Annotated in this window: 27 protein-coding genes; 14 read left to right on the forward strand and 13 right to left on the reverse strand. The window is 71.9% G+C overall.

The genetic code is table 11. The features are described 5' to 3' along the window. Window positions 1-26 precede the first annotated feature (26 nt). The 9 genes from LG278_RS01520 to LG278_RS01560 all read right to left on the reverse strand — a co-directional run bounded on the left by LG278_RS01520 (window position 27) and on the right by LG278_RS01560 (window position 7,175). Window positions 27-680, reverse strand: a complete 654-nt coding sequence (locus LG278_RS01520; RefSeq protein WP_404390240.1) for a VWA domain-containing protein — start codon at window positions 678-680, stop codon at window positions 27-29. Between the two features lie 30 nt (window positions 681-710). Further along, complete coding sequence (locus LG278_RS01525) at window positions 711-1,121, reverse strand: hypothetical protein (protein ID WP_404390242.1); 411 nt, start codon at window positions 1,119-1,121, stop codon at window positions 711-713. Between the two features lie 372 nt (window positions 1,122-1,493). After that, window positions 1,494-2,387: an anti-sigma factor domain-containing protein gene (locus LG278_RS01530; RefSeq protein ID WP_404390244.1), complete on the reverse strand. Its 894-nt coding sequence runs from the start codon at window positions 2,385-2,387 to the stop codon at window positions 1,494-1,496. Beyond that, on the reverse strand, window positions 2,384-2,983 hold the full coding sequence (gene sigK / locus LG278_RS01535; protein WP_404390246.1) for an ECF RNA polymerase sigma factor SigK: 600 nt from the start codon (window positions 2,981-2,983) through the stop codon (window positions 2,384-2,386). Before sigK ends, LG278_RS01530 begins: the two co-directional genes overlap by 4 nt. Window positions 2,984-3,050: 67 nt before the next feature. Beyond that, on the reverse strand, window positions 3,051-3,719 hold the full coding sequence (locus LG278_RS01540; protein WP_404393503.1) for a fasciclin domain-containing protein: 669 nt from the start codon (window positions 3,717-3,719) through the stop codon (window positions 3,051-3,053). 117 nt (window positions 3,720-3,836) lie between these two features. After that, on the reverse strand, window positions 3,837-5,399 hold the full coding sequence (locus LG278_RS01545; protein ID WP_404390248.1) for a molybdopterin-dependent oxidoreductase: 1,563 nt from the start codon (window positions 5,397-5,399) through the stop codon (window positions 3,837-3,839). Window positions 5,400-5,465: 66 nt separating this feature from the next. Beyond that, on the reverse strand, window positions 5,466-6,077 hold the full coding sequence (locus LG278_RS01550; RefSeq protein WP_404390250.1) for a hypothetical protein: 612 nt from the start codon (window positions 6,075-6,077) through the stop codon (window positions 5,466-5,468). Between the two features lie 76 nt (window positions 6,078-6,153). Beyond that, window positions 6,154-6,597, reverse strand: a complete 444-nt coding sequence (locus tag LG278_RS01555; protein ID WP_404390252.1) for an SRPBCC family protein — start codon at window positions 6,595-6,597, stop codon at window positions 6,154-6,156. Between the two features lie 65 nt (window positions 6,598-6,662). Beyond that, on the reverse strand, window positions 6,663-7,175 hold the full coding sequence (locus LG278_RS01560; RefSeq protein WP_404390254.1) for an META domain-containing protein: 513 nt from the start codon (window positions 7,173-7,175) through the stop codon (window positions 6,663-6,665). A 197-nt stretch (window positions 7,176-7,372) separates the two neighbouring features. Between LG278_RS01560 and LG278_RS01565 the strand changes: the two genes are divergently transcribed. The 4 genes from LG278_RS01565 to LG278_RS01580 are packed head-to-tail and all read left to right on the forward strand — an operon-like array spanning window position 7,373 to window position 10,948. Then, window positions 7,373-8,404, forward strand: coding sequence for an ABC transporter ATP-binding protein (locus LG278_RS01565; protein ID WP_404390256.1), 1,032 nt, complete (start codon window positions 7,373-7,375; stop codon window positions 8,402-8,404). After that, complete coding sequence (locus tag LG278_RS01570; protein WP_404390258.1) at window positions 8,401-9,147, forward strand: ABC transporter permease; 747 nt, start codon at window positions 8,401-8,403, stop codon at window positions 9,145-9,147. Before LG278_RS01565 ends, LG278_RS01570 begins: the two co-directional genes overlap by 4 nt. Continuing rightward, a complete protein-coding gene (locus LG278_RS01575; protein ID WP_404390260.1) occupies window positions 9,144-10,337 on the forward strand; it encodes a sensor histidine kinase in 1,194 nt (397 codons plus the stop codon). Before LG278_RS01570 ends, LG278_RS01575 begins: the two co-directional genes overlap by 4 nt. Beyond that, complete coding sequence (locus LG278_RS01580; RefSeq protein ID WP_404390262.1) at window positions 10,334-10,948, forward strand: response regulator; 615 nt, start codon at window positions 10,334-10,336, stop codon at window positions 10,946-10,948. The genes LG278_RS01575 and LG278_RS01580 overlap by 4 nt, the downstream gene beginning before the upstream one ends. 199 nt (window positions 10,949-11,147) lie before the next feature. Here LG278_RS01580 and LG278_RS01585 read toward each other — a convergent pair whose 3' ends face one another. Next, entirely contained in the window at window positions 11,148-12,359 is a 1,212-nt protein-coding gene (locus LG278_RS01585; protein ID WP_404390264.1) for an FAD-dependent monooxygenase, read from the reverse strand. Window positions 12,360-12,581: 222 nt separating this feature from the next. Between LG278_RS01585 and LG278_RS01590 the strand changes: the two genes are divergently transcribed. The 10 genes from LG278_RS01590 to LG278_RS01635 all read left to right on the forward strand — a co-directional run bounded on the left by LG278_RS01590 (window position 12,582) and on the right by LG278_RS01635 (window position 22,062). Continuing rightward, on the forward strand, window positions 12,582-12,995 hold the full coding sequence (locus LG278_RS01590; protein WP_404390266.1) for a YciI family protein: 414 nt from the start codon (window positions 12,582-12,584) through the stop codon (window positions 12,993-12,995). Between the two features lie 105 nt (window positions 12,996-13,100). Next, on the forward strand, window positions 13,101-14,330 hold the full coding sequence (locus LG278_RS01595) for an acetyl-CoA carboxylase biotin carboxylase subunit family protein (RefSeq protein ID WP_404390268.1): 1,230 nt from the start codon (window positions 13,101-13,103) through the stop codon (window positions 14,328-14,330). Further along, window positions 14,330-15,256: a Type 1 glutamine amidotransferase-like domain-containing protein gene (locus LG278_RS01600; protein WP_404390269.1), complete on the forward strand. Its 927-nt coding sequence runs from the start codon at window positions 14,330-14,332 to the stop codon at window positions 15,254-15,256. The genes LG278_RS01595 and LG278_RS01600 overlap by 1 nt, the downstream gene beginning before the upstream one ends. Next, the gene (locus LG278_RS01605; protein WP_404390271.1) at window positions 15,253-16,404 is read left to right on the forward strand and encodes an alpha/beta hydrolase; all 1,152 of its coding nucleotides are present in this window, start codon (window positions 15,253-15,255) and stop codon (window positions 16,402-16,404) included. The genes LG278_RS01600 and LG278_RS01605 overlap by 4 nt, the downstream gene beginning before the upstream one ends. A gap of 19 nt (window positions 16,405-16,423) precedes the next feature. Beyond that, window positions 16,424-17,152, forward strand: coding sequence for an esterase family protein (locus LG278_RS01610; RefSeq protein ID WP_404390272.1), 729 nt, complete (start codon window positions 16,424-16,426; stop codon window positions 17,150-17,152). A 248-nt stretch (window positions 17,153-17,400) separates the two neighbouring features. Next, entirely contained in the window at window positions 17,401-17,814 is a 414-nt protein-coding gene (locus tag LG278_RS01615; protein WP_404390274.1) for a hypothetical protein, read from the forward strand. Between the two features lie 102 nt (window positions 17,815-17,916). After that, window positions 17,917-19,758 (forward strand): ABC transporter substrate-binding protein, encoded by a 1,842-nt coding sequence (locus tag LG278_RS01620; protein WP_404390276.1) that lies wholly within the window; start codon window positions 17,917-17,919, stop codon window positions 19,756-19,758. A gap of 83 nt (window positions 19,759-19,841) precedes the next feature. Continuing rightward, window positions 19,842-20,336 (forward strand): iron chaperone, encoded by a 495-nt coding sequence (locus LG278_RS01625; RefSeq protein ID WP_404390278.1) that lies wholly within the window; start codon window positions 19,842-19,844, stop codon window positions 20,334-20,336. A gap of 27 nt (window positions 20,337-20,363) precedes the next feature. After that, the gene (locus tag LG278_RS01630) at window positions 20,364-20,954 is read left to right on the forward strand and encodes a TIGR03086 family metal-binding protein (RefSeq protein WP_404390280.1); all 591 of its coding nucleotides are present in this window, start codon (window positions 20,364-20,366) and stop codon (window positions 20,952-20,954) included. 400 nt (window positions 20,955-21,354) lie between these two features. Then, window positions 21,355-22,062: an NTP transferase domain-containing protein gene (locus LG278_RS01635; RefSeq protein WP_404390282.1), complete on the forward strand. Its 708-nt coding sequence runs from the start codon at window positions 21,355-21,357 to the stop codon at window positions 22,060-22,062. Window positions 22,063-22,127: 65 nt separating this feature from the next. On the opposite strand, the gene LG278_RS01640 is transcribed toward LG278_RS01635, so the two are convergent. From LG278_RS01640 to LG278_RS01650, 3 genes are all read right to left on the reverse strand, one after another. Next, on the reverse strand, window positions 22,128-22,913 hold the full coding sequence (locus LG278_RS01640) for a lysostaphin resistance A-like protein (protein WP_404390284.1): 786 nt from the start codon (window positions 22,911-22,913) through the stop codon (window positions 22,128-22,130). A gap of 195 nt (window positions 22,914-23,108) precedes the next feature. After that, entirely contained in the window at window positions 23,109-24,062 is a 954-nt protein-coding gene (arr, locus tag LG278_RS01645) for an NAD(+)--rifampin ADP-ribosyltransferase (protein WP_404390286.1), read from the reverse strand. A 15-nt stretch (window positions 24,063-24,077) separates the two neighbouring features. Continuing rightward, on the reverse strand, window positions 24,078-24,884 hold the full coding sequence (locus tag LG278_RS01650) for a hypothetical protein (RefSeq protein ID WP_404390287.1): 807 nt from the start codon (window positions 24,882-24,884) through the stop codon (window positions 24,078-24,080). Window positions 24,885-25,071: the final 187 nt, after the last annotated feature.

Here is a 25,071-nt window from a genome sequence, read left to right on the forward strand (position 1 = left end):
CGCGCCGCCCGGGCCGCCCGGGCCGCTCACTCGGCTGCGGCGACGCGCTGCTCGTCGTCGAAGGCCATGTGCAGGGCTGCCTCGGTGGGGGTGGCGCCGGCGGCCACGGCCGATCGGGTGCGTCCGATGTTGCGCGACGTCGCAGCCATGGCCTCGGCGACACGCCCCCGACCGTAGGTCATCGAGTTGGCGGCCGAGACGCCGATGCTCGCGCCCACCTCGATCGCGTCCTGGTCGGCGCCGAGGTAGAGGAACTGCCAGGAGTAGTCGCGGGTCTGGCGCTCGATGAGGGCCTTGACCTGGGGGTGGGTGAGCTCGCGTGACGCGTTCTCGTGCCCGTCGGTCATGATGCCGACGATGACGACCCCCGGCCGACGGTCCTCGGGCAGCGCCGCCAGGCGTCCGCCCGCCTCGCCGATGAGCCGCCCGATGGAGTCGAGCAGGGCTGTCGTGCCGCGCGGGTGGAGCTGGAGCGGGGGCACCTCGGCGACGGCCAGGTCGGCGTAGACCTGCTCATAGGTGTCGTCGAACTGCGCCAGCGTCACCCGGCACTCACCCGGCTGGGTGCGCTGCTCGGCGATGAAGGCGTCGAAGCCGCCCTCGGTGTCTCCCTTGATCGACTGCATCGAGCCGCTGCGGTCGAGCAGGAAGTAGAGGTGCGTGAGGTTCGGGTCGGTCATGGGGTGCCTCTCTCGCTCAGGTGGTCTCGCTCAGGTGGTGCGGCGTGCGCGGAAGCGCATCGGCGCGGGTGGCTCGGGCAGGTCGGTGCCGTCGCGGTGCCGACCCTCCTCGAGGTCGTAGCGGGCGCGCTCGACGCCGGCAGCGGTGACGCGACCGGACTCAGAGCCGTAAGCGGCGAGCAGCCGCGTGCGGGCGAGGCGCGGTCCGACGGCGTTCTCCGAGAGCCCGGCAAGCGCCCCCGTCGTGCGGATCGAGCCGCCCTCGGTGACGAGCACCGCGGCCATGGCCTCGTCGGTGGCCACGGTGAGGTGGTGCTGGGCCTCGCGGAGCAGCGGCAGGGCGGCTGCGGGCGTCGCCGGATCGGCCGCTGCGAGCGCCGCCGACGCGGCCCGGAGGGCGTCGGCGATCGTCTCTTGCGTCGTGGTGCGGGCGGGGTCCATGACTCCATCGTGCCGCACTAACTGCGACTCCGCAATACCCGCGCCCAACCCAGTCGAGTGCCCAGTTCCCGACGGGCATACCCCGTCGGAAAATGGGCACTTGACCGTGGGGGGTGTCAAGAACTGCCCACTCGACGGGTGGGGAGTCGAGTGCCCAGTTCCCGACGACATGCCCGGTCGAGTGCCCAGTTCCCGACCGGCATACCCCGTCGGAAAATGGGGACTCGACCAAGCGGCACGTCGAGTGCTCACTTCCCGACCTCGACTTTGGCGAGCGTCAGGAACTGGGCACTCGACGTGAGAGATGGGGTCGGGCGGTCGCGGGCGCCAGCTGGGGAAGCCGGAAGTGTGCCCGTGACCGCCCGACGGCTGTCAGGCGAAGGAGAAGAACGCGATCGGGTTGGACGTCGGCTGCTCCGAGCCGCCCGCCGGCTCGACCGTGATGCCGGCCCCCTGGGCGTCTGCTGCGTCGCCCTGGAGCACGACCGTCTGGTCGCCCGCTGCTGCCATCAGGCCCGCCGAGGTGAACTGGCCCTCGGTGTCCTGCAGCCACAGCTGGTAGACCTTGCCGGCCGGGGCGCTGGGCAGGTCGGACGTGATGACGACCGCCTTGCCGAGCGAGGCCGACCGCACGACGGTCGCCGTGCCGCCGCCCGGGAGGGCGACGTCGGACGAGGTCTTCGCGTCGGGGGCGGTGCGCACCTGCTCGGCGACGGTCGGTGGTGGGGTGGACCCGCCGTCGGTGGAGCGCCAGACCGTGAAGCCGCCGATGGCGAGGATGGCCGCCGTCGCTGCGGCGACGAGCCAGCGCAGCGGGCTGCGGCGGGTGTCGGCGTGCCGACCGGCTCGACGGGCGGCGAGCTCGTCGGGCGCGGGCTGCTCCTCCGCCTCGGTCTCAGGTGCGGTCTGAGGCGCGGCCTGAGGAGCGGCGACGGGAGCGGGCGCTGGGGCCGGCTCGGGCGCCGACGGCGTGGCTCCCGCGGCGGCGGGCGGCTGGCTGCCGAGGTCGCGCTGCTCGCGATCGGCGGGGACGACCGGGGGCAACGGCCGCACGGTCGTGATGCCCTGGAGCACCTTGGCCCGCAGCGACGGCGGCGGAGCCACGTCGCTGAGCGAGGACAGTGCGGTCGCCGCGGCCACGAGGCTGGCCACCTCGGCCTGGCAGGCCGAGCAGCCGGCGAGGTGCCGCTCGAACTGCTCCCGCTCGACGTCGTCGAGGGCGTCAACGGCGTATGCGCCGGAGAGCGCGTGGATGTCGTCGCTCATGAGGTCACCCCCAACGTGTCTCGAAGTCTGATGAGTCCGTCTCGGATGCGGGTCTTCGCTGTGCCGAGTGGTAAGTCGAGCATCGTCGCCACCTCCGTATGCGTGTAGCCCGAGAGGTAGGCGAGCTCGAGGGCCTGTCGTTGCGCCTCGGTCAGGGTCGCGAGAGCCCGATGAACCCGCTCCGCATCCAGCCGTTCGACGACGGCCTCCGACGTGGAGTCGTGGGTGACGTCCTGGTTGGTCGTGCCGTAGTTGTCGTCGCGGTGACGGGCGGCCTCGGCCGAGCGGACCCGGTCGACGGCCTTGCGGTGCGCGATGGTGAGCATCCACGAGAGGGCACTGCCGCGGGTGGGGTCGAAACGGGCGCTGTGGCGCCAGATGTCGAGGAAGACCTCCTGGGCCACCTCCTCCGACTGGGCCGGATCGCGCACGACGCGGCGGACGAGGCCGTAGAGCCTCGACGAGACCGCGTCGTAGAGCTGGGCGAACGCGTCCTCGTCACCGGCCGCGGACCTGCGCAGCAGGCGCTCGAGATCGATGCGGGCGGGCCCCTCCGGCGAGCTGTCGCCGGAGGGGACCACCGAGAAGCGTGACATGGGATCCATTGTGTCGCCCAGTCCGTCAGTCTGCGTCAGTGAGGGTCGGTCGAGGGTCAGTCGACGCTCAGGGAAGCAGGACCGAGTCGATGATGTAGACCGTGGCGTTGGCCGTCATCACGTTGCCGCAGATGACCTTGGCGTCCATCGTGCCGACGGTGAAGTTCTCGCCCGATCCCTTGACGGTGATCGTGGTGCCGGCGAGCGTCTTGTGGTCGCCCGCAAGCTGGTCCGGCGAGAGCTTGCCCGCGACGACGTGGTTGGTGAGGACCTTCGTCAGGGTGGGCTTGTCGGCGAGCACGGCCTTGAGGTCGGCGGCCGGGATCTTGGCGAACGCGTCGTTGGTCGGCGCGAAGACGGTGATCTCGGGAGCCGAGTTCAGGGTGTCGACGAGCCCGGCCTCCTTGACGGCGGTGACCAGTGTCGAGAGCAGCGGGTTGTTGCTCGCGGCAGTGGCGACCGGGTCGGTGGCCATGCCGGAGAACGAGCCCTTGCCGTCCTTCGGCACGGCGGCGCAGCCCTCACCGAAGGTGGCCGACATCGCGTCCATCGACTCGGAGGAGGTCATCGTGTCGCTGGGGGTCGAGCTCGTCATCGAGTCGGAGCTCGTGGCGGCAGGGGTCGAGCCGGCGCCCGGGGAGGTCGTCGCCGTGTCGGTCGAGCTGCCACAGGCGGCGAGGCTCAGGGGCAGGGCGATCGCGAGGGCGGCAAAGGTGGTGCGGGTCTTCATGCTCATCATGTCAGTCACTCCTTGTGGCTGTGTGGTGCACGGTCATCGGTGGTTCGGCGCCGGCGTCGTGCCGGATTGGTCTGTGCGAGAACTTCTTTCGCGGTTCATGACAGTCATCGGCGATCATTCGACGGTCACCACCACCTCCTGGACGCCGCTGGAGCCGCTGGGGAAGGGCGTGGCCCGCTCGACGATCTGGGGCTGGCCCTTGCGGTCGACGGCACGGACGGCGATGCGGTGCAGGCCCGGCTCGGCGTCCCAGGGCAGATACCACTGGCGCCAGTAGTCGATGTTGACCTCCGGGCCCAGCTCGGTCTGCTGCCAGTCCCCCTCGTCGATGCGGACCTCGACCTTGCCGACCCCGCGGTGCTGGGCCCACGCGACACCGCCGATGGCGGTCTTGCCGGCCTTGATCGTCGACAGCGGTCGGGGGGTGTCGATGCGGGCACTCGTCTTGATGGGGGCGTCCGTCGCCCACTGCCGCTGGGTCCAGTAGGCCTGCTCGGCGGCATACGTCGTCAGGGTGAGCTTGGTGAGCCACTTCGTCGCGCCGACGAAGCCGTAGAGGCCGGGGGTGATGAGGCGGGCCGGGAAGCCGTGCGCCTCGGGCAGCTGGGTGCCGTTCATGCCGATGGCGATCATCGCGTCGCGACCGTCGCGCACGACGTCGAGGGGCGTGCTGATGGTGAAGCCGTCGACCGCGGTGCTGAGTACTTGGTCGGGCGCGCCGCTGATGCCGGCGCGGTCGAGCACGTCGCGCAGGGGCACCCCGAGCCAGCGGGCGGCGCCGACGTAGCCGCCGCCGACCTCGTTGGACACGCAGGTCATCGTGATGTCGCGCTCGATGAGGGGCATGGCCGCGAGCTCGTCGAAGGTGAGGCTGAAGGGGCGTTCGACCATGCCGTCGACCTCGAGGGTCCAGCCGTCGACGTCGACGCGCGGCACCGCGAGGTTGGTGTCGACGCGGTAGAAGGTGTCGTTGGGGGTGCGCAGCGGGGTGATGCCGGGGACCTTGGCCTCGAGCCCGGCGGGGAAGGCCGGCGCCGGGTCGGCAGGGCGTGGCAGCACGAGCCGCTTCGCCGCCTGGGCGCCGGCGCGCAGCTGCCCACCGGCAGCCGCGAGCACCGACAGCGCCGTGACTGCGAGGGCGCCACCGAGGAATGCCCGGCGGCCAGTCGAGCCATCGGCCGAGCCACCGGCCGGGCGACCGGCTGGGCGCGCTCCAGACTGGCGCTCGGTGGCAGAACCGCGATCGCGGTCACCGGCCAGCGCGAGGCCCGTCAGCCACCAGAAGGCTCCGAGGCCGGCGACGAGCGTGACAAGGGTGGGTGCCAGGTCGACCGGGGCGAAGGTCGGCCGGGTGAGGGCCGCGGCGCCGGTCAGCAGGACGAGCACGCCGAGCAGGCTCGTTGCGAGCACCCGCCGCCGACGCGCGAGCAGTCCGATGAGGGCTGCTGCCACGAGGGTCACGAGCACGACGGAGCCGAGCAGGATCGGCTTGTCCGCCGTGCCGAAGCGGGCCACCGCCCACTCCTTGACGGGGGTCGGCGTCAGGTCGATGACCGTCGATCCGATGGTGAGCACGGGCGACGTCGCGGGGTCGACGAAGCCGGCCACGAGGTGGCCGGCAGCGATCCCGGCGGCGGCAGCCAGGATGCCGCTCAGGGCGAGTCTGATGCGGATCATGCACGGGGTTCGTCACCCGCGTGCCCGGCGGATTGGCTTGCCCCCTCGGGCCTGGGCGCTGCGGCCCTACGTCGTCGGGCTCGCAGTCGCGGTGGAGGTGGGCGACGGTGCCGGTGGGGCGGACGCCGTCGCGCTCGTCATCCACGCGACGCCGAGCAGGATGACGATGCCGCTGACGAGCACGAGGGCGGCACCGCGCAGCTTGCCGAGCGCCTCGATGATCCTGGACGGGTCGGGGATCTCTCGCTCGCCGGTGGCCGTCGGCGCCTTCGTGAAGCGGCCGCGCCACTCCGTCATCGCCATCCAGACGCCGAAGAGGGTGACGGCGACGCCCACGACGGTCACCGGCCCGATGACGCGAGCGCCGATGAGCGCGCGTCCGTCGAGCTTGGCCGTCTCTGCGGCGTCGAGCCCGAGGTTGTCGGCGAAGAGCTGCGACATGACGACGAAGGCGCCGAGGAGCAGCGCGATCACGATCGCACTGGTGATGGCAAATCCCTTGTGCCAGATGGTCGGTGGGTCAGCGGGGGTGGTGGTCGTTGTCGTATGAGTTGCCGGACCGCCCGTGGGCGGCGTGCCCGCACCGCCTCCACCCGCACCGGCACCACCCGCGCCGGCGCCCGACTGACCGCCCACCCTGAAGATGGCTCGCTCGCCCTCCGCGGAGTCGTCGCTCATGCGTCCATCGTGGCAGCGCCGTGTGGGGCGAGGTGGCGTTTCGGGCGAATCGCCCGCCCCCGACCGGCGATGGACGTCAGCCGCGCCGCAGGAGCTCGACCAAGGCCTTGCGGTATGCCGTCCGGGCCACTCGGGCGACCACCGGCTCGGCCACGCGTGGCACCCATCGCACGCTGATCTGCTGCGACCAGTCGACCGTCGAGGTCGGGCCGTGCGGTGTCACCCGGAGGTCGATCGTTCCGCGGATCACCTTGCCCTGCTTGTGGATTCGGGCCCGACCCCCTGACCCGTCGGTGGGCTGCTCGATGGAGTCGACGACCATGACGTCGTCGAAGCCGACTGGTCCGAGGGCCGTGCGTCCGACGAAGCGCGAGCCCGGCACGAGCGCCGCCGCCTCCATCTGCTCACCGGTCACGGTCGTCAGCGGGATCACCTCGCTGTGGCCGCGCAGGTCGAGCACGCGCCGCCAGGCCTCGGCGGCCGGCAGGTCGGTGTCGAGGTGCACGTCGAAGGCCGCCATGGCGCTCATCATGCCCCCTGCGCCGGCGAACCGGCAGGGGTGGCTGCCGAGCCGGTGGGGCCGCCCTACTGCTTGGCGGTGAGCGTCATGCCCGAGCTGGCGTCGCCGAGGGTGAGGGTGTCGCCCTCGACCTTCAGCGCCGGGGAGGAGGTGAGGAAGGAGCTCAGCCACTGGTCCTGCGCGGCCAGGTCGTCCTCGCAGCCCATCATCGTCGAGGCCAGCGGCTCGGCGACGACGAGCGTGCCGCCGTCCCAGGTCGCCGAGCCGTTCATCGTGTTGCACCCGGCGTTGGCCGAGATCCGCCCGTCCTCGAACGCGAGCGTCACCGTGCTGCCCGCGACGAGGTCGTGGCCGCGGACCTCCGTCGACGTGTACGACTGACCGTTGAGGTCGGGGGTCGAGTCGCCGCAGGCGCCGAGCGACAGGACGCCGGCCACCGCGACGAGCAGCACGAGCGGCGCTCGCTGGCGCAGGCGCCAGTGGTGCGCGACGGGCCGCGGGCTCCCGGCCCTCGCCGACCCTTTCGCGACCGCACCGGTCATCGTCGTGGTCGGGGTGCTGTGGCGAGTGATCGGCATCGGGCTCTCCTCGTCGGTTGCTCGACCCTAACGGGCAGAACGTCGCCGGCTCAGGCGTTTCGCGACGATCGCTACCGCGATCCCGCCGCCATCCCGCCGCGATGGCGCCGCGGTGGTGACGTGTCGTGACACCTGTCATGGGCAGGTCGTGACGCCTGCTGCCGACGCGAAGGCGCCCGGACCGGCAGGCTGGGGCCATGCACACCACACCGCCCCCGACCGTCGGCCGCCCGGGAGCGCCCGCGATCGAGCTGCGCAACCTCGTCAAGAGCTTCCGACCGCTGCGTGGCTCGGCCGACACCGAGGTCACCGCGGTCGACGGCATCGACCTGACCGTCGGGCACGGCGAGGTCGTCGCCTTCCTCGGCCCCAACGGCGCCGGCAAGACGACGACGCTCGACATGGTGCTCGGCCTGACGGAGCCGACGAGCGGCACCGCCCGGGTCTTCGGCCGTCCGCCGCGCCACGCGGTCGTGGCCGGCGAGGTGTCGGCCGTGCTGCAGACGGGTGGCCTGCTGCGCGACCTCACCGTGCGCGAGACCGTCCGCATGATCGCGTCGACGTATGCCGTCACCGCCCCCGTCGACGAGGTCATCGACCGCGCCGGGCTGGCAGCTCTGGCGCACCGCCGCGTGTCGAAGTGCTCCGGAGGCGAGCAGCAGCGGCTGCGGTTCGCGCTCGCCCTGCTGCCCGACCCGCGCCTGCTCATCCTCGACGAGCCCACGGCAGGCATGGACGTCAGCGCTCGCTACGAGTTCTGGCAGACGATGCACGCCGACGCCAGCGCCGGGCGCACCGTCGTCTTCGCGACGCACTACCTCGAGGAGGCCGACGCCTTCGCGCACCGGATCGTCCTCGTGGCCGGTGGCCGGGTCGTCGCCGACGGGACCACCGCCGAGATCCGGTCGCAGGCGACGAGCCGCACGGTGACGGCGGTCGTGCCTGACGAGGCGATCGCCTCGATCAGCGCGTCGCTGCGCCGCCTGGACGGGGTGCGCACCGTCACGAGCCGCGGTGATCGCGTCGTCGTCACGACGAGCAACGCCGATGACGTGGCCCGGCTGCTGCTCGCGGAGCGCGGCGTCCATGATCTCGAGATCACCAGCGCCGGGCTCGAGGAGGCGTTCATGGCGCTCACCGGGCGCACGGTGGCCGAGCCTGCGAGCGACGGCCCGCCGGACGGCATACCGGCTCGGGTGGGCGCCGAGACCGAGGAGGTGGCCCGATGAACGCCACCTTCACGCTGCTCGAGATGCGCCGCATCACCCGCGACTGGAGCGGGATGTTCTTCACCGCAGTGCTGCCCGCCTTCTTCTACCTCATCTTCGGCGCGACCGTCGACAACAAGGACGCGAGCATCGGCAGCGGCAACGTCGCGATGTACGTGATGATCAGCATGGCCGCCTACGGCGCCCTCACCGCCACGACGAGCATCGGCGGGCAGTCGGCGATCGAGCGGCAGCAGGGCTGGGGGCGTCAGCTCGGGCTCACGCCGCTGCCCGACTCGTCCTACATCGCCATGAAGGCGGCCATCGCGATGACCGTCGCCGCCGTGCCGATCCTGCTGACGTATGCGTTGGGCGCGGCCACGGGAGCCCGCGGCACCGCGTCGGACTGGGTCTTCAGCGGTGTCCTGTGCCTGCTCGGCTCCGCGGTCTTCGCCGTCTACGGCCTGCTCGTCGGCACCGTCTTCCGGTCGGAGGCCGCGGTCGGCGCCGCGAGCGGCACCATGGTGATCTTCGCCTTCCTCGGCAACCTCTTCATCCCGCTCTCGGGCGCGCTGCTCACGTTCGCCAAGTTCACTCCGCTCTACGGGTATGCCGCCCTGGCGCGCTATCCGCTCACCGAGGGCTACCTCACCGACGGGTCTCAGGACCCGCTGTGGGTGCCGGTGCTCAACGTCGTCGTGTGGCTGACCATCTTCGGTGTCGGCGCGGTCTACTTCGTGCGGCGGGGTCGGGAGCGGCAATGACCGGCGCGGGTGGCTCGGCGGTCGGGCCCGCCATGGCCGGCGGGCCCGCTGTGTCCGGCGGGCCTGACGCGAGCGCGATGCCACCGCTGCGGGCCGGCGGCGGTCAGGGTCGCGACCCGTGGGAGCGCTACGGCTGGGTCATCCGCGCGGTCTGGCTCGTCTTCCTCGTCTTCCCCCTCATCACGCTCCTCAGCTCGGACCTGGCGTGGTGGCAGGTCGGCATCGGAATCGTGCTCATCGGGGCCTTCACGGCGATCTTCGTGCTGGGGGCCCAGCGTCTCGAGCGGCGCGAGCGGCGGTGCCAGCCCACCGCGGGGCTCGGGGCGGGCTACGTGCTCGCGCTCATCGCCTGTGGGCTGGGCACGGTGCCCCTCATCGGGGTGGCGGCGCTCAGCTTCCTGCCCTTCCTCGTGTCGTTCGGGATGTTTGCGCTGCCGATGACGTGGGGGATCTGCCTCTGGGTGGCGAGCGTGGCCGTGGCGGCCTTCGTCGGCCTCGTCGTCGACCCCGGCGAGGGCACGTGGGTCGTGGCGATCATCGCCTTCGCGGTCGGGGCCATGGCCGCCGGCATCCGCCTCGTCACCGACCGCAGCGGGCAGTACGTCGCGATGTCGCGCGAGCTCGCCCTCGTCGCCGAGCGCGAGCGGGTGGCCCGCGACGTGCACGACGTGCTCGGCCACTCGCTCGCGGTCGTCGCCGTCAAGGCCGAGCTGGCCGAGCGGCTCGTCGACCTCGACCCCGAGCGCGCCAAGGCCGAGCTCGCGGAGATCCAGACCCTCAGCCGTCAGGCGCTCGCCGAGATCAGGGCGACGGTCGGTGGCCTGCGCGCAGCACGTCTGGGCGACGAGATCGTCTCTGCAAGAAGGGCGCTCGCGGGGGTTGGCATCGCGGCGCACCTGCCCGACGAGGCGAGCGCGGTCGACGTGGTCGACCCGCGCCACCGCACGGTGTTGGCCTGGGTGCTGCGCGAGGCGGTGACCAACGTCGTGCGCCACAGCGACGCCGACGAGTGCTGGGTCGAGCTGGAGGGCAACCGTCTCGTCGTGCGCGACGACGGTCGTGGGCTGGAAGGGCGGCCAGAGGGCAACGGCGTGCGCGGCATCCGCGAGAGAGTCGAGGCGGCCGGTGGGCGGCTCTCGCTCACGACCGGGGACGAGGGCCACGGCACCGTGCTGGAGGTGGTCCTGTGAGCACGACGATCCGCGTGCTGCTCGCCGACGACCAGGCGCTCGTGCGTGGTGCGCTCGCCGCCCTGCTCGCTCTCGAGAGCGACCTCGAGGTCGTGGCCGAGGTCGGCCGGGGCGACGAGGTGGTGGCCCGGGCCCGCGAGAGCCGCGCCGACGTCTGCCTGCTCGACATCGAGATGCCGGGCCTCGACGGCATCGCGGCCGCAGCGGCGGTGCGCGACCAGCTGCCGGGTGTGCGCACGCTCATCGTCACGACCTTCGGTCGGCCGGGCTACCTGCGGCGGGCGCTCGAGGCCGGGGCGTCGGGCTTCGTCGTCAAGGACACCCCGGCACGTCAGCTCGCCGACGCGGTGCGCAAGGTGCACGCCGGCCTGCGCGTCGTCGACCCGTCCCTCGCCACCGAGTCACTCATCGACGGCGCCAACCCGCTGACGGAGCGTGAGCGCGAGGTGCTCGCGGTGGCCCTGGGCGGGGGCACGGTCGCGTCCATCGCCGCCGTGGTCCACCTCTCCGCGGGCACGGTGCGCAACCACCTCAGCTCGGCGATCGGCAAGACCGGCACGTCGACGCGCGCTGAGGCAGCCCGCGTCGCCCAAGACCGCGGCTGGCTCTGATCGAAAGAGCAATCCCGCGCGGTCCCCCTGATCGAGAGAGCAATCCCGCGCACCCGCCTCCCTGATCGAGAGAGCAATCCCGCAGGCGCGTCCCTGATCGAGAGAGCGATTCCGCGCGCTCGGCGTGCGGGACGGTGGGCCGTTGTCGCTGGTTTGGCCGGACGAATCGCTCTCTCGATTGTGGGGAGGGGTGGCCGTGTCAGGTCTCGAGGTGGGCGTAGTCGGGCAGCTCGATGCGATCGGCCGGCGGGGAGTAGAGGTCGCCGGCTCGTTGGACGACCCTGCTGGAGGCGAGGCGCAGGGCCGTGCGCATCGCAGCGATGCCGGCGCCGGTGCGGGGGTGCGCGATCCACGGCACCCCCGGCGGCAGCTTCTGCGCCTGCTCGACGTACGGGCGCATGACGCGCTCGTAGGCGCGGAAGGCGTCGACGTGGTGGACGTGCGACGCCAGCTCGCCGGCGAGCACGTAGGCCCCGACGAGCGCGAGGCTCGTGCCCATGCCACTGACGGGTGACGGGGCGGAGGCTGCGTCGCCGAGCAGGGCGACCCGGCCGCGACTCCACTGCGGCACGTGCACCTGGGCGACGGCCTCGAGGTAGAAGTCCGGGGCGTCGCGGACTCCGGCGAGCACTCTCTCCGTCTGCCACCCGGCGCCGGCGAAGACGTCCTCGAGCAGCTGCCGTTGCTGGTCGCGGGGAAGGAGCTCCGCTCCCTCAGGTGCGTCGCGGAAGGACAGCGCCGCCCGAGTGGTGCCCGCGTTGTCGGGGCGGAGGGTCACGACGCGCCCGCCGGGGGCGTTGTACCACCGCCACCACTGGTCGTCGGTGTCGGTGCGGTCGATGGTGAGCCACGCCATCTGCAACCCCAACGGGGAGATCGTGGCTGTCGGTCCGAAGACGAGGCCGCGTGTCGCCGAGTGCAGCCCGTCGGCCGCCACGACCACGTCGACGTCACGCTCGGCGCCGCTCGCGAGGGCCACCCGCACGTGACCACCCTCGTCGCTCAGCGCGACGATGTGGTCGTCGAAGACGTACTCGGTCCGATCGCGCGTCTGCTCGACCAGCAGGTTTGCCAGGTCCTCGCGCAGGATCTCGACCTCGGCGGTCGTGCCACCGCTCTGTGAGGTGCCCGCGGGGAACTCGGCGATGGCGCCACCGTCGCTGGTCACGAACCGGGTGCCCACCTCGCCCGTCGTCGCGTCGCGGATGGCCTGCTCGAGTCCCATCCTGCGCGTCACCTCACGACCGGCTCCCCGCACGTCGATGTTCTGACCTCCCGGGCGCACGCTCGCCGCCCGCTCCACGACGACGGTCTCCCAGCCGTAGCGGGTGAGCCAGTGGGCGAGAGCCGGACCGGCGATGCCGGCACCGGAGATGAGGGCACACTGCGGGCGCCCGGGCCCCTGATCCATGTCTGCCTCCCTGACGACGTGGATCCACCGTAGGACGAGAGCCGGAATGCCGCAGTGCGCGGCTCGCTGTGACCCCGATTGACCGGACGGAATTGCTCTCTCGATCGGGTTTGGGGGAAACGGGGTGTCGAGGTGAGGGCACGTCGATCGACGTGGGGGTGCAGGCTGGCAGTCAGAGCCACCTGCAGAGCCGCACCCACCACCGACGTCCGAGGAGACGACATGCGCTACCTGCTCATCCACAAGCTCGACGAGACCCGGCCCGAGGCCTGGAACCCCAGCACCGAGTTCGTCGAGGCGATGGGTGCCTTCATGACGGAGTGCGCCGAGTCGGGCGTGCTGCTCGCTGCCGAAGGGGTTCACGAGAGCTCCGAGGGGGCGCTCATCCGCAAGCGCGCCAGCGGCACGACGGTCACCGACGGACCCTTCACCGAGGCACGTGAGGTCATCGGCGGCTTCGCCGTGCTCCAGGTCGACTCCCGCGACCAGGCGATCGCGCTGGGTGAGCGCTTCGCGAGCCTCTTCGAGGAGGTGTCGGTCGAGGTGCGCCGGGTCATGGAGTTCGAGGACCTGCCCGACGACATCCAGCAGACGCAGGGAGCGCACGCCATCGATCTGGCCCAGGGCCACGCCTGAGGGCACCTGACCGCGGGAGCCCGCGGCACGGCATACAGCCGGAGCGACGTCGCCGCGCCGATGGTTCCGTGGCGTCGCTCCGAGCCGACCGATAGCGTCGGGCCCGTGAACATCATCTTCGTGGAGCCCTCGTTCCCCGCGAACCAGCGTCGCTTCGTGCACGCGCTCGCCTCCGTGGGCGCCAACGTCTACGGCATCGGCGAGACGGAGGAGGGGCACCTCGACGGTGAGCTGCGCGGGCAGCTGAGCGGTTACTACCGCGTCGGCTCGGTGACCAACGTCGAGCAGATGGTCGAGGCGGTGCGCTACTTCCAGGACCGCGTCTGGATCGACGGGCTCGAGGCCACGGTCGAGGCGCACACGATGCCTGCTGCACAGGTGCGCGAGGCGACCGGCATCCCCGGCACGAGCGTGCGCACGACGTGGCTGTGCCGCGACAAGCCCTCGATGAAGGAGGCACTGCGCCAGGCCGGCGTGCCGACCGCGGCGAGCGCTGCCGTCGAATCCGCCACAGAGGCACACGAATTCGCCGACCGCGAGGGCTATCCGCTCATCCTCAAGCCGCGCGCGGGCGCCGGCGCCCAGGGCACCGTCCGCGTCAACGACGAGCACGAGCTGCTTCACGCGCTGCAGGGCTACGCCCGTGAGGGCGCCACGTCGATCGCCATCGAGGAGTTCGTCGAGGGCCACGAGGGCTTCTACGACACGATCACCGTGGGCGGCAGGGTCGTGCACGACTGGGCCACGCACTACTACCCCAACGTCCTCGAGGCGATGCGCCACCGCTGGATCTCGCCGCAGTTCATCACGACCAACCGCATCGACGACCCCGGCAACTACTTCTACCAGGAGGTGCGCACCCTCGGCCACCGCGTCATCGAGGCGCTCGGCATCGAGACCTCGGCGACCCACATGGAGTGGTTCTACGGCCCGAAGGGCCTGAAGTTCAGCGAGATCGGCGCGCGCCCGCCCGGCGTCGGCGCGTGGGACCTCTACTCCGCCGCCAACGAGGTCGACGTCTATCGCGAGTGGGCGCACGTCATCACGCACGGCCGCCCGGAGCAGCCCATGAGACGCACGTATGCCGCCGGGATCGTCGCGCTGCGCCCTGACCACGACGGGTCGGTGACGGGCTACACCGGCATCGAGGAGATGCAGGCCCGGCACGGCGACTCGATCATCGACTCGCACTTCCCGCCCGTCGGGCACGGCACGCAGTCCGTCGAGGCCGGCTACATGGCCAACGCCTGGGTGCGCGTGCGCCACCACGACTACGACACGGCGCGGGCCGTGCTCGACGACATCGGCCAGACGATCCGCATGCACGCGCGTTGATGACGACGATCCTCCTTGGCCCGCAACGGTTCACCACGACCGTGGGCGCCACTGTGCGCTCCCTCGGTCTGGACGGGCCGATCGCGATGATCAACTCCGGCTGGGAGGAGCGCGAGAGCGAGGACGCCGAGCTCGCCGGACACCTCGAGGGGCGCGGGGTCAACCTGCAGCTGCACCACCGGATGATGGACGTGCTCGACAAGGACGAGCACTTCGCTGCGGCCGCACGGCTCTTCCGCGACCGGCAGGACGAGCTGCGTGCCTTCTACGGCATCCGCCTGCAGGCGGCCATCGACGCCGTGCAGGCGGTGGCGCACCGCTCCTCACTCCACGCCATCGGGCCGGTGGCCCTCCAGTCCGCGATCGAGGCCGTGCGCGACGTCGACGCCTGGTATGTCGCCGAGCTCGCCGACCTCTATCGCTCGGTGCGCGCCACGGCCCCTCGCGACGAGAGCGGCACGATCGGCTGGCACCGCGGCGAGATCGGGGCGCTGCTCGACGACTGCGTCGGGGTCGTCATCGCCGGGGGCAACGTGCGCACCCTGCTGCGCACCCTGCGGGTCTTCGACGTGCAGATCAGTGCCGACCTGCCCATCGTCGCCTGGTCGGCGGGAGCCATGGTGCTGAGCGACGAGATCGTGCTCTTCCACGACCACGCGCCGCACGGCGTCACGGCGGCCGAGGTCTTCGACACCGGCCTCGGACGGCTGCCCGGTGTCATCGCGCTGCCGCACGCCAAGCGGCGGCTCCGCCTCGACGAGTTCGACCGGATGAGCGTCATGGCGCGGCGCTTCCCCGACCACCGGCTCACGCTGCTCGACGACAGCACGGTCGTGCGCTTCCCCGACGGGTCGAGCGAGCTGCCCGCGGGGGCGCGCTATCTCGGCCTCGACGGCCATGTCGCCGTGGTGGGGGCCGCCTCATGAGCCCTCCCGAGCGTCTGGCCGTCAACCGCCTGCGCGAGCGCGTGCCGCTCGACGGCCCGACCATCGACCGGTTCATCACCCGCTTCGGCTCGCCCATCATCGAGGGCGAGCGCGCCACCTTCCTCTATCGCGGCGACGTCGACGAGGCGTGGGTGCGCCACCGGGTCGTCGGGCTCCCGGATCCCTTGCCGCTCAAGCGGATCGGCGAGTCCGACCTCTGGGCCGGCACGACGGTCCTGCCTGAGGGATCGCGGGTGGAATACCAGATCGAGATCCGCAAGGGCGAGCACTACGAGCGCTTCAACGACCCGCTCAACAGCCGGCTCGCGCACAGCCCGATGGGCTCGTCGTCGGTGTGCGCGGCGATCGGCTACCGGGTGCCCGAGTGGGCGCGCTACGACCCCGAGGCCCGTCAGGGCACCCTCGTCGAGGAGCAGGTCCGCAGCCGGGCCCTGCGCCGCGACCAGCCGGTGCAGATCTACCTGCCCGCGCGCTTCAACCGGGCCCAGCGCTACCCGCTGCTCGTCGTCCACGACGGCACCGACTACCTCGAGTTCGCGGCGATGAAGATCGTGCTCGACAACCTCATCCACCGCCTCGACGTCGACCCGCTCATCGCCGTCTTCGTGCCGCCGCGCGACCGGCTCAAGGAGTATCCGCACCACGCGCCGCACGCCCGCTTCATCGCGCGCGAGCTCGTGCCGCTGCTCAACGAGCGACTGCCGCTCATCGACACCCCGGAGGCGCGCTGCCTCATGGGCAGCTCGTTCGGCGGCGTCGCCTCACTCTCGACGGCGGTGCGCTACCCCGGCTACTTCGGCTCGCTCCTGCTCCAGTCGGCGTCGCTCGTCTTCACCGACATCGGGTTCGAGCACGGCGGCGGCCCGGCGTTCGACCCCGTGGTCAAGTTCGTCAACCGCTACCGCCTCCGGCCGACGGCGGTCGTCGACCGCATTTTCATGACGTGCGGCGTCTACGAGCCGCTCATCACGCCGAACCGGTCGATGGTGCCCGTCTTCCGTCACACCGGCATGCGCGTGCGCTACGTCGAGTCGCGCGACGGCCACAACTGGGAGAACTGGCGCGACCGCCTCGGCGACGGCCTCTCCTGGCTCTTCCCAGGACCCCAGAAGTTCGTCTACGAATGAGATCGACAAAGGAGTGCGCATGAAGGTGACCGACCGGTGGTACTCCGACCGCCTCGGCCATGACCTCACCGTGGCGCGGTGGGGCTCCTACGGCAGCCCGGTGCTGCTCTTCCCGACCGCCGGCGGCGACGCCGAGGAGGTGGAGCGGCACAAGATGATCTCCCACCTCGAGCCGCTCATCGCGGCCGGTCGCGCCAAGGTCTACTCCGTCGACAGCATCGCCGGGCGCGCCCTGGCTGAGAAGCGCGGCTCGGCGGAGTACCAGCTCGCCCTCTTCAACGGCTTCCACGAGGCGATCGCGCGCGAGGTGATCCCGGCGATCCACTCCGACCTCGGCGGCCAGCACATCCCGGTCACCGTCGCCGGGGCGTCGATCGGCGCCTTCAACGCGCTCGCGATCACCTGCCGCTATCCCGAGCTCGTGCGCTCCGCCGTCTGCATGAGCGGCACCTACGCGATCGAGCAGTTCGTCGGCGGGGTCGTCAACGACGACCTCTACTTCAGCTCGCCGCTGCACTTCCTGCGTGGTCTCGAGGGGCCGGCGCTCGACACCCTCCGCTCCCGCATGATCGTGCTCGCGTCGGGCAGCGGCCGCTGGGAGGACGTCGGCGAGTCGCGCGCCGTCGCCGACCTGCTCGGCTCCAAGGGCATCCCCAACCGGGTCGACGACTGGGGCACCGCCTACGACCACGACTGGCCGACGTGGTGGGCGATGCTCCCGCTCTACCTCGACGACCTGCTCCCCTGACGCTTCCCCCTCCCCCGGTCACCCCCGGCGTATGCCGTGAGGCCACCACCCCAATCGAAAGAGCGATCCGCGCGGCCTCCTCCAAGACGAGGGCCGCGCGGAATGCTCTCTCGATCAGGTAGGCGGCCGCAGGGAGGGCGCGCGGAACTGCTCTCTCGATTGTGAGCGGGGTATCAGGCGGGTGGAAGGTTGCTCTGACAGGAACGGGCCCGCGCGGCGTGGGCCCCTTCCCCGTGAGGTCCCCTGCCATGAGCACTGCCGACGTCTTCCCGCTGATCAAGGCCCCCGAGGCGTGGCCCGTGCCCGTCGTCGCGACGCTGGCGATGGTGATGCTCGCCGGGCTCGACCTCGTCGGTGCCCTCTTCGCAAAGGAGTGGGCCGAGCACGGCGGCATCCGGGCGCTCGTGCTCGGCGCGGGGGCCTTCGTCGTGCTCTTCTGGGTGTATGCGTCGTCGCTGAAGTACGCCGAGCTCGCCCTCGTCACGATGGGCTGGGTCGTCATGCTGCAGGTCGGCCTCGTGCTCATCGACCGCTGGGTCTACGGCGTGGAGCTGCCGCTCGGCAAGTGGGTGGCGATCGGGGTCGTGCTGCTGGCCCAGGGCTACCTCGTGCTCGCACCGGGCGTCGAGCGCGCAGCGACCGTCGCGGGCTCGGCTGGATAGACTGCCTCGACGGCTGGGAGCGCGTGACGCGTCCGGGTGGTCAGCCGGCACCAGTCGCGCCCAGCTCGCACCACGGAGGGCGCTCACCCCGTGAGGAGCCCCATGCGCCGTCCCGCCGCCCGCCGCGCCCACCGCGCGGCTCGGGCGATGGGTGTGCTCACGGTCGCGGCCCTGCTCACGACGGCTGCCTGCACGACCACCCCCGAGGTCGCGCCGACCTCCACGACGGGCACGGCCACCTCGACGCCCACACCGACGACCACAGGACCGCCCGAGCCCCTTGTCGTCGAGACCGTCTTCGACCACTCGACGCTCGACCCGACGAGGCAGTACGACCGCAGCGGAGCGCTCGTGTCCAAGGCGCTCTACGAGACCCTGACGACCTATGACGGAGCCGACCAGACCAGGCCCCAGGCCGGGCTGGCCGAATACACCCTGTCGCCCGAGGGCAACTGGCTCACGCTGCGGCTGCGCAGCGGCCGCGTCTTCTCCGACGGCAGCGCGGTGACGAGCGACGACGTCGTCTTCACCCTCGAGCGGGTCAAGGGTCTGGGGGGCGCGGCCGCGACGATGCTCGGCAACGTCACGATGCGCCGGGTCGATGACCGCACCCTGATCCTGACCTCGCCCGACGCCAACTTCGCCCTGCCGGCCATCCTCGCCAACCCCGCCTTCGGCATCCTCAACTCGCGAGCCGTCAAGGCCAACGGCGGCACCATCGGCCCCGGCGACACGGCCGATCGGTGGCTCGCGACCAACTCGGCCGGCTCGGGACCCTACGTCCTCTCCGGTGCCGACGACGACGAGGTGCGCCTCACCGTCAGCCCCACGTGGGCCGGCACGCGACCGGCCTTCCCCGAGGTCGTCCTGCGCGACACCGACCCTGACCAGCAGGTCACCGACGTCGCCTCCGGCGCGGCCGACGTCGTGCTCGACCTCTCGCCCGCGCAGGCCGACCGCATCGCCGAGGCCGCGACAGGAGCGGCCGGCTCGGGTCAGGCCGCCGTCACGGTCATGGCCGCCCTGTCCTCGACCACCGCCTTCGTGCTGCTGCACCGCGACCCTGAGGTCAACGCCTGGACCGCCAACCCCGACTTCGCCGAGGCGGTGCGGCTCGGCATCGACCGCCAGGCTCTGGCGACAGCGGTCAGCGACGCGATCCCGGCCGCGGGGGTGATCCCGGTCGGCATCGTCGGGTCGCTCCTCGCCCCCGACGGGACCCCCTCCGGCACCCCGACCACCCCGGCGCCGGCGGGGACGACGCCGGTGACCACCGACCCTGACCCGGCTCCCGCCCCGACGCCCGCCTCGACTGCCGCGGCGCCTGCCCCTGTGACCGAGCCGGGCCCGGGCGAGAGCACGCCCACTCCCGGCGCCACGACGGTCGCACCCCCGCCCGTCGTGCCGGCCCGCGACCTTCCGGGTGCCCGCGCGGCGCTCGCGCGCTCCGGCTACGCGGGCCAGCGCTTGCCGCTCACCTTCGCCCGCGACCTGCCGATCCAGGGCGTCCCGACCGCCTCGGTCGCGGCGCTCGTCGCGGCGCAGCTCGCCGAGGTCGGCATCACCGTCACCCCGACGCCGCTGCCGGCGGAGGCTGCGCTCGAGCGCTACCGCGCGGGCCGCGACGCCTTCAGCCTGTGGAGCTGGAACCCCGACTACACCGACCCCGAGAACTACCTCGCCTTCGCCCCCGGCGGCCTCGTCGGCCTCCGCGCGGGGTGGCCGCTCGGGGTCGACACCGAGGTCGACACCCTGACGGATGACGCGCGGGCGTCCATCGGAGCCGACCGAGCCGTGGCGTATGCCGTGTGGCAGCAGGCGCTCGACGCCCGGGGCCCGTTCGTCCCCCTCTTCCAGCCGTCGAGCCACCTGGCGCACGGCCAGCGGGTCAGCGAGCTGCCGACCAACCCGGTCTGGACGCTCGACCTCGCCCGGGTGCGCTGAGCCCCCGTCGTGGTCGCGTGGGCCTAGCCTGACTCCTGAGGTCGGCACCGCACCGACCCTGCCGTGTCGAGAGGATGCCGCCCATGCCCACGAGCAAGGCCAAGACCGAGTCGACGTCTGAGTCGAAGGCCGGGGCGACGTCCAAGCCGTCGACGTCTGACGGCTTCACCGCGGAGGAGCGCGCTGCGATGAAGGCGCGCGCAGCCGAGCTCCGCGCCGAGGGCCGGAAGGGGGCCAAGAAGGCCGACGGGCTGCAGGCCGTGCTCGACGCCATCGGCGAGATGCCGCCGGAGGACCGGGCGATCGCCGAGCGGGTGCACGTCACCGTGACTGCCAACGCCCCGGACCTCACGCCCAAGACGTGGTACGGCATGCCCGCCTACGCGAACGCCGACGGCAAGGTCGTCGTGTTCCTGCAGGCAGCGGGCAAGTTCAACACGCGCTACTCGACGCTCGGCTTCCAGGACGCGGCCAACCTCGACGACGGCGACATGTGGGCCGCCTCCTTCGCCGTCGCGAGGTGGAGCCCGGCCGTGGAGGAGAAGGTTGCGGCTCTCGTGCAAGCCGCCGTCTCCTGAGCCACCCCATGTGTACGCTGTGAACTCATGGCGACCGTGTCCTCCTTGCCTTCCGATCCCGCCGAGCGACACCGGGCCGTCGCCGGCCGGTTCACCGAGCTCGTCCGGGGTGTCACCGACTGGGATGCCCCCACGCCCGTGCCCGACTGGGCGGCGCGAGACGTCGTGCGTCACCTCGTCGAGTGGTTCCCGGGCTTCCTCGAGTCGGGCAGCGACGTGCGCCTGCAGCGCGGTCCGTCGGTCGACGAGGACCCCGTCGCTGCCTGGGAGACCCATGCGACCGCCGTCCAGGCCGTGCTCGATGACCCAGTTGCGGCCGCCGGGATGTATTCCAGCCCGCACACCGGCGATCTGCCCGTCGACCAGGCCACCGACCGCTTCTACACCGCCGACGCCTTCCTGCACACGTGGGACCTCGCCCGGTCGACGGGTCAGGACGACACCCTCGACGCTGCGACCTGCGCAGAGATGCTGGCCGGCATGCAGCCCATCGAGGACCTCATGAGGGCGTCGGGGCAGTACGGCCCGGCCGTCCCGGTCTCGGACCATGCCTCGTCACAGGACCGGCTGCTCGGCTTCATCGGCCGCGACCCGGCCTGGCGCCCCCCGACTGGCTGACCCCGCCGCGTGAGGAAATGGGCACTCGACCCAGCCGATGTCGAGTGCCCAGTTCCCGACGCCCCCTCGGGCCAAGCCGACGTCGAGTGCCCAGTTCCCGACGCCCCCTCGGGCCAAGCCGACGTCGAGTGCCCAGTTTCCGACGCCCGCTCGGGTCAAGCCAAAGTCGAGTGCCCAGTTCCCGACGCCCGCTCGAGCCGGGCGGCCGGACCCACAAAGTGCCTGCCGCCCCGACGGTCCCTGCGTAACGGCCGGACCTGGGACGCGGTTTGTGGGTCCGACGGTCACCGCGTGGGTTCGGCTCTGGTCGTGAGGAGATGGGCACTCGACCAAGCCAAAGTCGAGTGCCCACTTCCTGACTGCTGTCGGGGCTGGTGGGGGGCGCGGTAGCGTCGCCACCGTGACCTTGCCCCAACAGCCGACCGACTCGCAGCTCACCGCCCTGCACCGCCACGGCCGGGTGCCCCACGTGCGCGGGCTCGTGCTCGCGGCCGGGGCCGGCCGCCGGATGGGTAGCCCCAAGGCGCTCCTGCGCGTGACCCCTGACGAGCCGACCCTCGTCGAGCGCGCCGTCGACCTGCTCACGGTCGGAGGCTGCGACGGCGTCACCGTCGTTGTGGGCGCAGCCGGCGCCGAGGTGGAGACGCTCGTGCGGTCGCTCGGGCGCGACGTCGCCATCGCCCACTGCCCCGACTGGGACGACGGCATGGGCGCGTCACTGCGAGCCGGGCTCGCCTCGCTGGCCGCCTCCACCCACGAGGGCGAGGGAGTGACCGAGGCCGTGCTCGTGACGCTCGTCGACCTGCCCGACGTCACGCCGGATGTCGTCGCCCGCGTGCTCGACTCCGCGGCGCCGGCCGAGCCCGGCACCCCGGGTCACTGGCGACGCGAGCTGCGGCGGGCGGCATACGGAGGACTGCCCGGCCACCCAGCGCTCATCGGGCGCGACCACTGGGAGGCCGTGGCTCGCGAGGCCGGTGGTGACCAGGGCGCGCGCGGCTACTTCCGCAGCCACCCGCACGACCTGATCGAGTGCGGCGACCTCGCGACCGGACGCGACGCCGACACCCCGACCGAGCTGGGCCGGCTGCGGTCGGACGGAGCCTGACTCAGTCGGGCGACGCCCACGCGCCGACGGCGAGGGCGACGACGTAGGTGACGGTGCTCACGAGGTCAGGCGGGCTGGGCGGCGGCGTCCGATGCGACGCCCCGGTCGGCGCCCGTGCCCTCGCGAGCGTGCTTGATGGCGAAGTAGACCAGCGCGACGGCAGCGATGTTGGCGACGAACACGACCGCAGCGGCCAAGCCGGTGCCACCGCTGGCGGAGAAGCTCAGCGAGACGAAGTCGTAGATGGCGTGGAAGACCATGGCCCAGATCAGGGTGCCGGTCACGCGCCGGATGATGTAGAGCAGGGTGCCTGCCATGAAGGTCGTGTAGACCTGCTGAATGGTGGTGCCGACGGCCTGACCGTTGATGACGTTCGACGCGTGCATGAGGCCGAAGCAGAGGCTGCTGAGGAACCAGGCCATGCCCTCGCGGAAGCGCCCGCGGAAGCCGGTGAGCAGCAGGCCGCGTGTCATCAGCTCCTCCGAGAAGCCGACGAGGATCACGGCGACGGCGACGAGCAGGACGACGCTGACGTCGAGCTTGGACCACACAGTGCTGAGGGCGGTGAGGATGACGCCGATGACGGCCAGCACCACGGCGATCCACGGCAGGCGCGAGGTGGCCTTCTCCCGGTCGTAGAGCGCCGGGCGCCACCAGCCGAGATAGCTCGTGGCGGCAGCGACGAGCACCGACGAGCAGGTTACGGGGATGACGGCGCCCTTGAGGGTCGCGTCTGCCGTCTTGCCGATGTCGTCGTAGTCGGCGCCGAGCAGCTTCGAGACGCCGACGATGACGATGAGGTAGAGCACGAAGACCAGCAGGGCGGGTCCGGGCGAAGGCCTGTGGCGCATGAGGTGCCTTTCGTGATGCGCGAGTCGAGGGAGCCTAGGGCGGAGCACGTCGACGAGAAGGCAGGTAGGCGATGTCGACGCTACCAAGGGTGGGACCGTGCGCAAGATCGGTCGAGTTCGGCGTGTTTGGAGCGCTGCTCGGTGCGCCGCTGCCCTGACGCCGTGGTCCGGCTTCGCCGCTTCGTCGCTCGGTGGCTAGTCGTCCATCGCCTCGATGCCGAGCTCGGCCAGCTCGCCCAGGCGCTCGCGGAGGTGCTCGACCAGCTCCCGCGGCGGGGGCTCCCAGCCCACGACCTCCTCGACGACGCGCAGCGGCTCCGTCGTGCGATAGGAGCGGGTCGGGTTGCCGGGGAAGCGCTTGTCGGTGACGTTGGGGTCGTCCTCGATCGTGCCGACCGGCTCGACCCGATAGACGCGCGGCGGCCCGTCGCCGCGGGCGAGCTCGGCAGCCAGCGGCGCGCCCTCCCGGCTGGCCGTGAGGTAGATGTGCCGGGACTGGCGACCGGAGCCGTAGTTGGAGCGCCATCCCGGCGTCAGCAGCTCGCCGACCGCCACGTCGGCCCTCGTCCCGTGGAAGAACGGACCCGGGTCGTCGACGACACGGGGTGTCGGAGGCGGGTCGCGGAGCAGGCTGTCGAGACGGCCCATGAGGGCCGCGATCCTGGTGCGACCGTGGGGCGCTCGCGGGTAGCGACCGAGCACGTCGAGGACGACGGGCGTGGCTCGCTTGGCCGCGGCGGTGAGGACGTACTCCGCGACCACGGGGTCGTCGCCCCGAGCGAGCTCAGCGGCCCGGGCGGCATGCGTCGCCGCTCCCAGGATGTGACGCACCTGCGTCGCCGTCGCCAGCGGATGGAGGTATGCCGCCGCGGCCGCATCGCCTGCCGCGGTCGCTGCGTGCCGGGCGGGCTCGGTCGACGCCTCCTTCGCCGCGCGGTGGGCGTCGGTGGCGGCTGTCCGCTGGAGGCGGGAGCGGGGCGCACCCTCGGCGAAGACTCGCGCTGCGTCGAGCGCTGCCGCCGGGCGCGGGTCGTCCGGCTCAGCCCTCTCGAAGAGGACGAGGACAGGCTCGGCGCACGACACGGCATACGCGGCGACGGAGCGCAGCTCGTCCATCGTCAGCTGGAAGTCACCGGTGGGCATCGGCATCTCCCCGAGTATGGCTCAGGCGTGGCCGCTCAGCTGGCCCAAGCGGTCGGCGAGCGCGTCGACCATGGCGCCGGCGCGCTTCTCGGGAAGGGGCGACTTGCGGTCGCCACCCTGGCTGGAGACCGGGAGCACGTCGATCGAGAGCTTGGCGCCGCCGGCCAGGGCGCGCAGGGCGTCGACCCGCTCGGCGAACGGCGAGCCGCTGCCCGGCGAGTAGTAGCGCACGACCTCGTCGACGTCGTCGGGGTAGAGGTCGGTTTTCGTCACGGCGATGATGAGCCAGATCGGCTTGTTGCGCCGGACCGCCATGGAGGCGATGCGGTGCGAGGTGATCGTCCAGTCCTCGAGCTCCGCGGCGAGCTGCTCCTCGCGCGTCGAGGTGGCCACGCCCGTCGTGCCGGCGGCGCGGCGCGGGGTCGCGTGCCCGTTGGCGACGACGTGGATAACGCCGGCGACCGGCTGGTCGTGGAAGACCTCGTCGAGGGCGCCGAGGCGCGTGGCGGCGTTGTCGCCCGGCACGACGAGGAAGCGGAAGCCGTGCAGCTTGGCGCCGCGGCGGGTCCGGCGCTCCATGACGGCCGAGCCGACCTCGGCCACGGCCTCGTCGGAGGAGCGTCGCGTCAGCCGGTCGACGAGCTGGCTCTTGCCGACGCCGGTCATGCCGGTCACGGCCACCATCGGGTAGCGGTCGCGCAGGAGCCGGCTCATGCGCTCGGGCGCCGAGGCGAGTGCGGTCAGCAGACCGGTGGCGACGGTCGCACCCAGTGCGGTGCGACTCGACGTCGGCAGGATCGTCCGGATCCGGGATGAAGTCTGAGACACGGTGCCTCCTCGGCATGCTGGTCAAGGCCAGTGGGTGCCAGCCGAAGGCTGGTGGGCGGTCAGTTGGCCCCTCGAGCCTACGGTCCGCCGGTCACGGTGCGTGCCTTGCAGTGCGGCCGAGACCGATGAGCAACGAACAACACCCCGTCCTGGCGAGAGGACAGGGTGTTGCGTGACTGATTCTAGC

Source organism: Humibacillus xanthopallidus (genome assembly GCF_044793955.1).
GTDB classification, from domain to species: domain Bacteria; phylum Actinomycetota; class Actinomycetes; order Actinomycetales; family Dermatophilaceae; genus Humibacillus; species Humibacillus xanthopallidus_C.

What these genes read in the sequence shown, in the direction of transcription:
- LG278_RS01615 (WP_404390274.1), top strand. Translation starts at nt 17,401, where the DNA reads ATGAGCACTGCCGACGTCTTCCCGCTGATCAAGGCCCCCGAGGCGTGG.
- LG278_RS01610 (WP_404390272.1), top strand. Translation starts at nt 16,424, where the DNA reads ATGAAGGTGACCGACCGGTGGTACTCCGACCGCCTCGGCCATGACCTC.
- LG278_RS01600 (WP_404390269.1), top strand. Translation starts at nt 14,330, where the DNA reads ATGACGACGATCCTCCTTGGCCCGCAACGGTTCACCACGACCGTGGGC.
- LG278_RS01570 (WP_404390258.1), top strand. Translation starts at nt 8,401, where the DNA reads ATGAACGCCACCTTCACGCTGCTCGAGATGCGCCGCATCACCCGCGAC.
- LG278_RS01550 (WP_404390250.1), bottom strand. Translation starts at nt 6,077, where the DNA reads ATGAGCGACGACTCCGCGGAGGGCGAGCGAGCCATCTTCAGGGTGGGC.
- LG278_RS01620 (WP_404390276.1), top strand. Translation starts at nt 17,917, where the DNA reads ATGCGCCGTCCCGCCGCCCGCCGCGCCCACCGCGCGGCTCGGGCGATG.
- LG278_RS01565 (WP_404390256.1), top strand. Translation starts at nt 7,373, where the DNA reads ATGCACACCACACCGCCCCCGACCGTCGGCCGCCCGGGAGCGCCCGCG.
- sigK (WP_404390246.1), bottom strand. Translation starts at nt 2,983, where the DNA reads ATGTCACGCTTCTCGGTGGTCCCCTCCGGCGACAGCTCGCCGGAGGGG.
- LG278_RS01525 (WP_404390242.1), bottom strand. Translation starts at nt 1,121, where the DNA reads ATGGACCCCGCCCGCACCACGACGCAAGAGACGATCGCCGACGCCCTC.
- LG278_RS01585 (WP_404390264.1), bottom strand. Translation starts at nt 12,359, where the DNA reads ATGGATCAGGGGCCCGGGCGCCCGCAGTGTGCCCTCATCTCCGGTGCC.
- LG278_RS01630 (WP_404390280.1), top strand. Translation starts at nt 20,364, where the DNA reads ATGGCGACCGTGTCCTCCTTGCCTTCCGATCCCGCCGAGCGACACCGG.
- LG278_RS01605 (WP_404390271.1), top strand. Translation starts at nt 15,253, where the DNA reads ATGAGCCCTCCCGAGCGTCTGGCCGTCAACCGCCTGCGCGAGCGCGTG.
- LG278_RS01545 (WP_404390248.1), bottom strand. Translation starts at nt 5,399, where the DNA reads ATGATCCGCATCAGACTCGCCCTGAGCGGCATCCTGGCTGCCGCCGCC.
- LG278_RS01555 (WP_404390252.1), bottom strand. Translation starts at nt 6,597, where the DNA reads ATGGCGGCCTTCGACGTGCACCTCGACACCGACCTGCCGGCCGCCGAG.
- LG278_RS01540 (WP_404393503.1), bottom strand. Translation starts at nt 3,719, where the DNA reads ATGAGCATGAAGACCCGCACCACCTTTGCCGCCCTCGCGATCGCCCTG.
- LG278_RS01575 (WP_404390260.1), top strand. Translation starts at nt 9,144, where the DNA reads ATGACCGGCGCGGGTGGCTCGGCGGTCGGGCCCGCCATGGCCGGCGGG.
- LG278_RS01530 (WP_404390244.1), bottom strand. Translation starts at nt 2,387, where the DNA reads ATGAGCGACGACATCCACGCGCTCTCCGGCGCATACGCCGTTGACGCC.
- LG278_RS01590 (WP_404390266.1), top strand. Translation starts at nt 12,582, where the DNA reads ATGCGCTACCTGCTCATCCACAAGCTCGACGAGACCCGGCCCGAGGCC.
- LG278_RS01625 (WP_404390278.1), top strand. Translation starts at nt 19,842, where the DNA reads ATGCCCACGAGCAAGGCCAAGACCGAGTCGACGTCTGAGTCGAAGGCC.
- LG278_RS01520 (WP_404390240.1), bottom strand. Translation starts at nt 680, where the DNA reads ATGACCGACCCGAACCTCACGCACCTCTACTTCCTGCTCGACCGCAGC.
- LG278_RS01560 (WP_404390254.1), bottom strand. Translation starts at nt 7,175, where the DNA reads ATGCCGATCACTCGCCACAGCACCCCGACCACGACGATGACCGGTGCG.
- arr (WP_404390286.1), bottom strand. Translation starts at nt 24,062, where the DNA reads ATGCCGATGCCCACCGGTGACTTCCAGCTGACGATGGACGAGCTGCGC.
- LG278_RS01640 (WP_404390284.1), bottom strand. Translation starts at nt 22,913, where the DNA reads ATGCGCCACAGGCCTTCGCCCGGACCCGCCCTGCTGGTCTTCGTGCTC.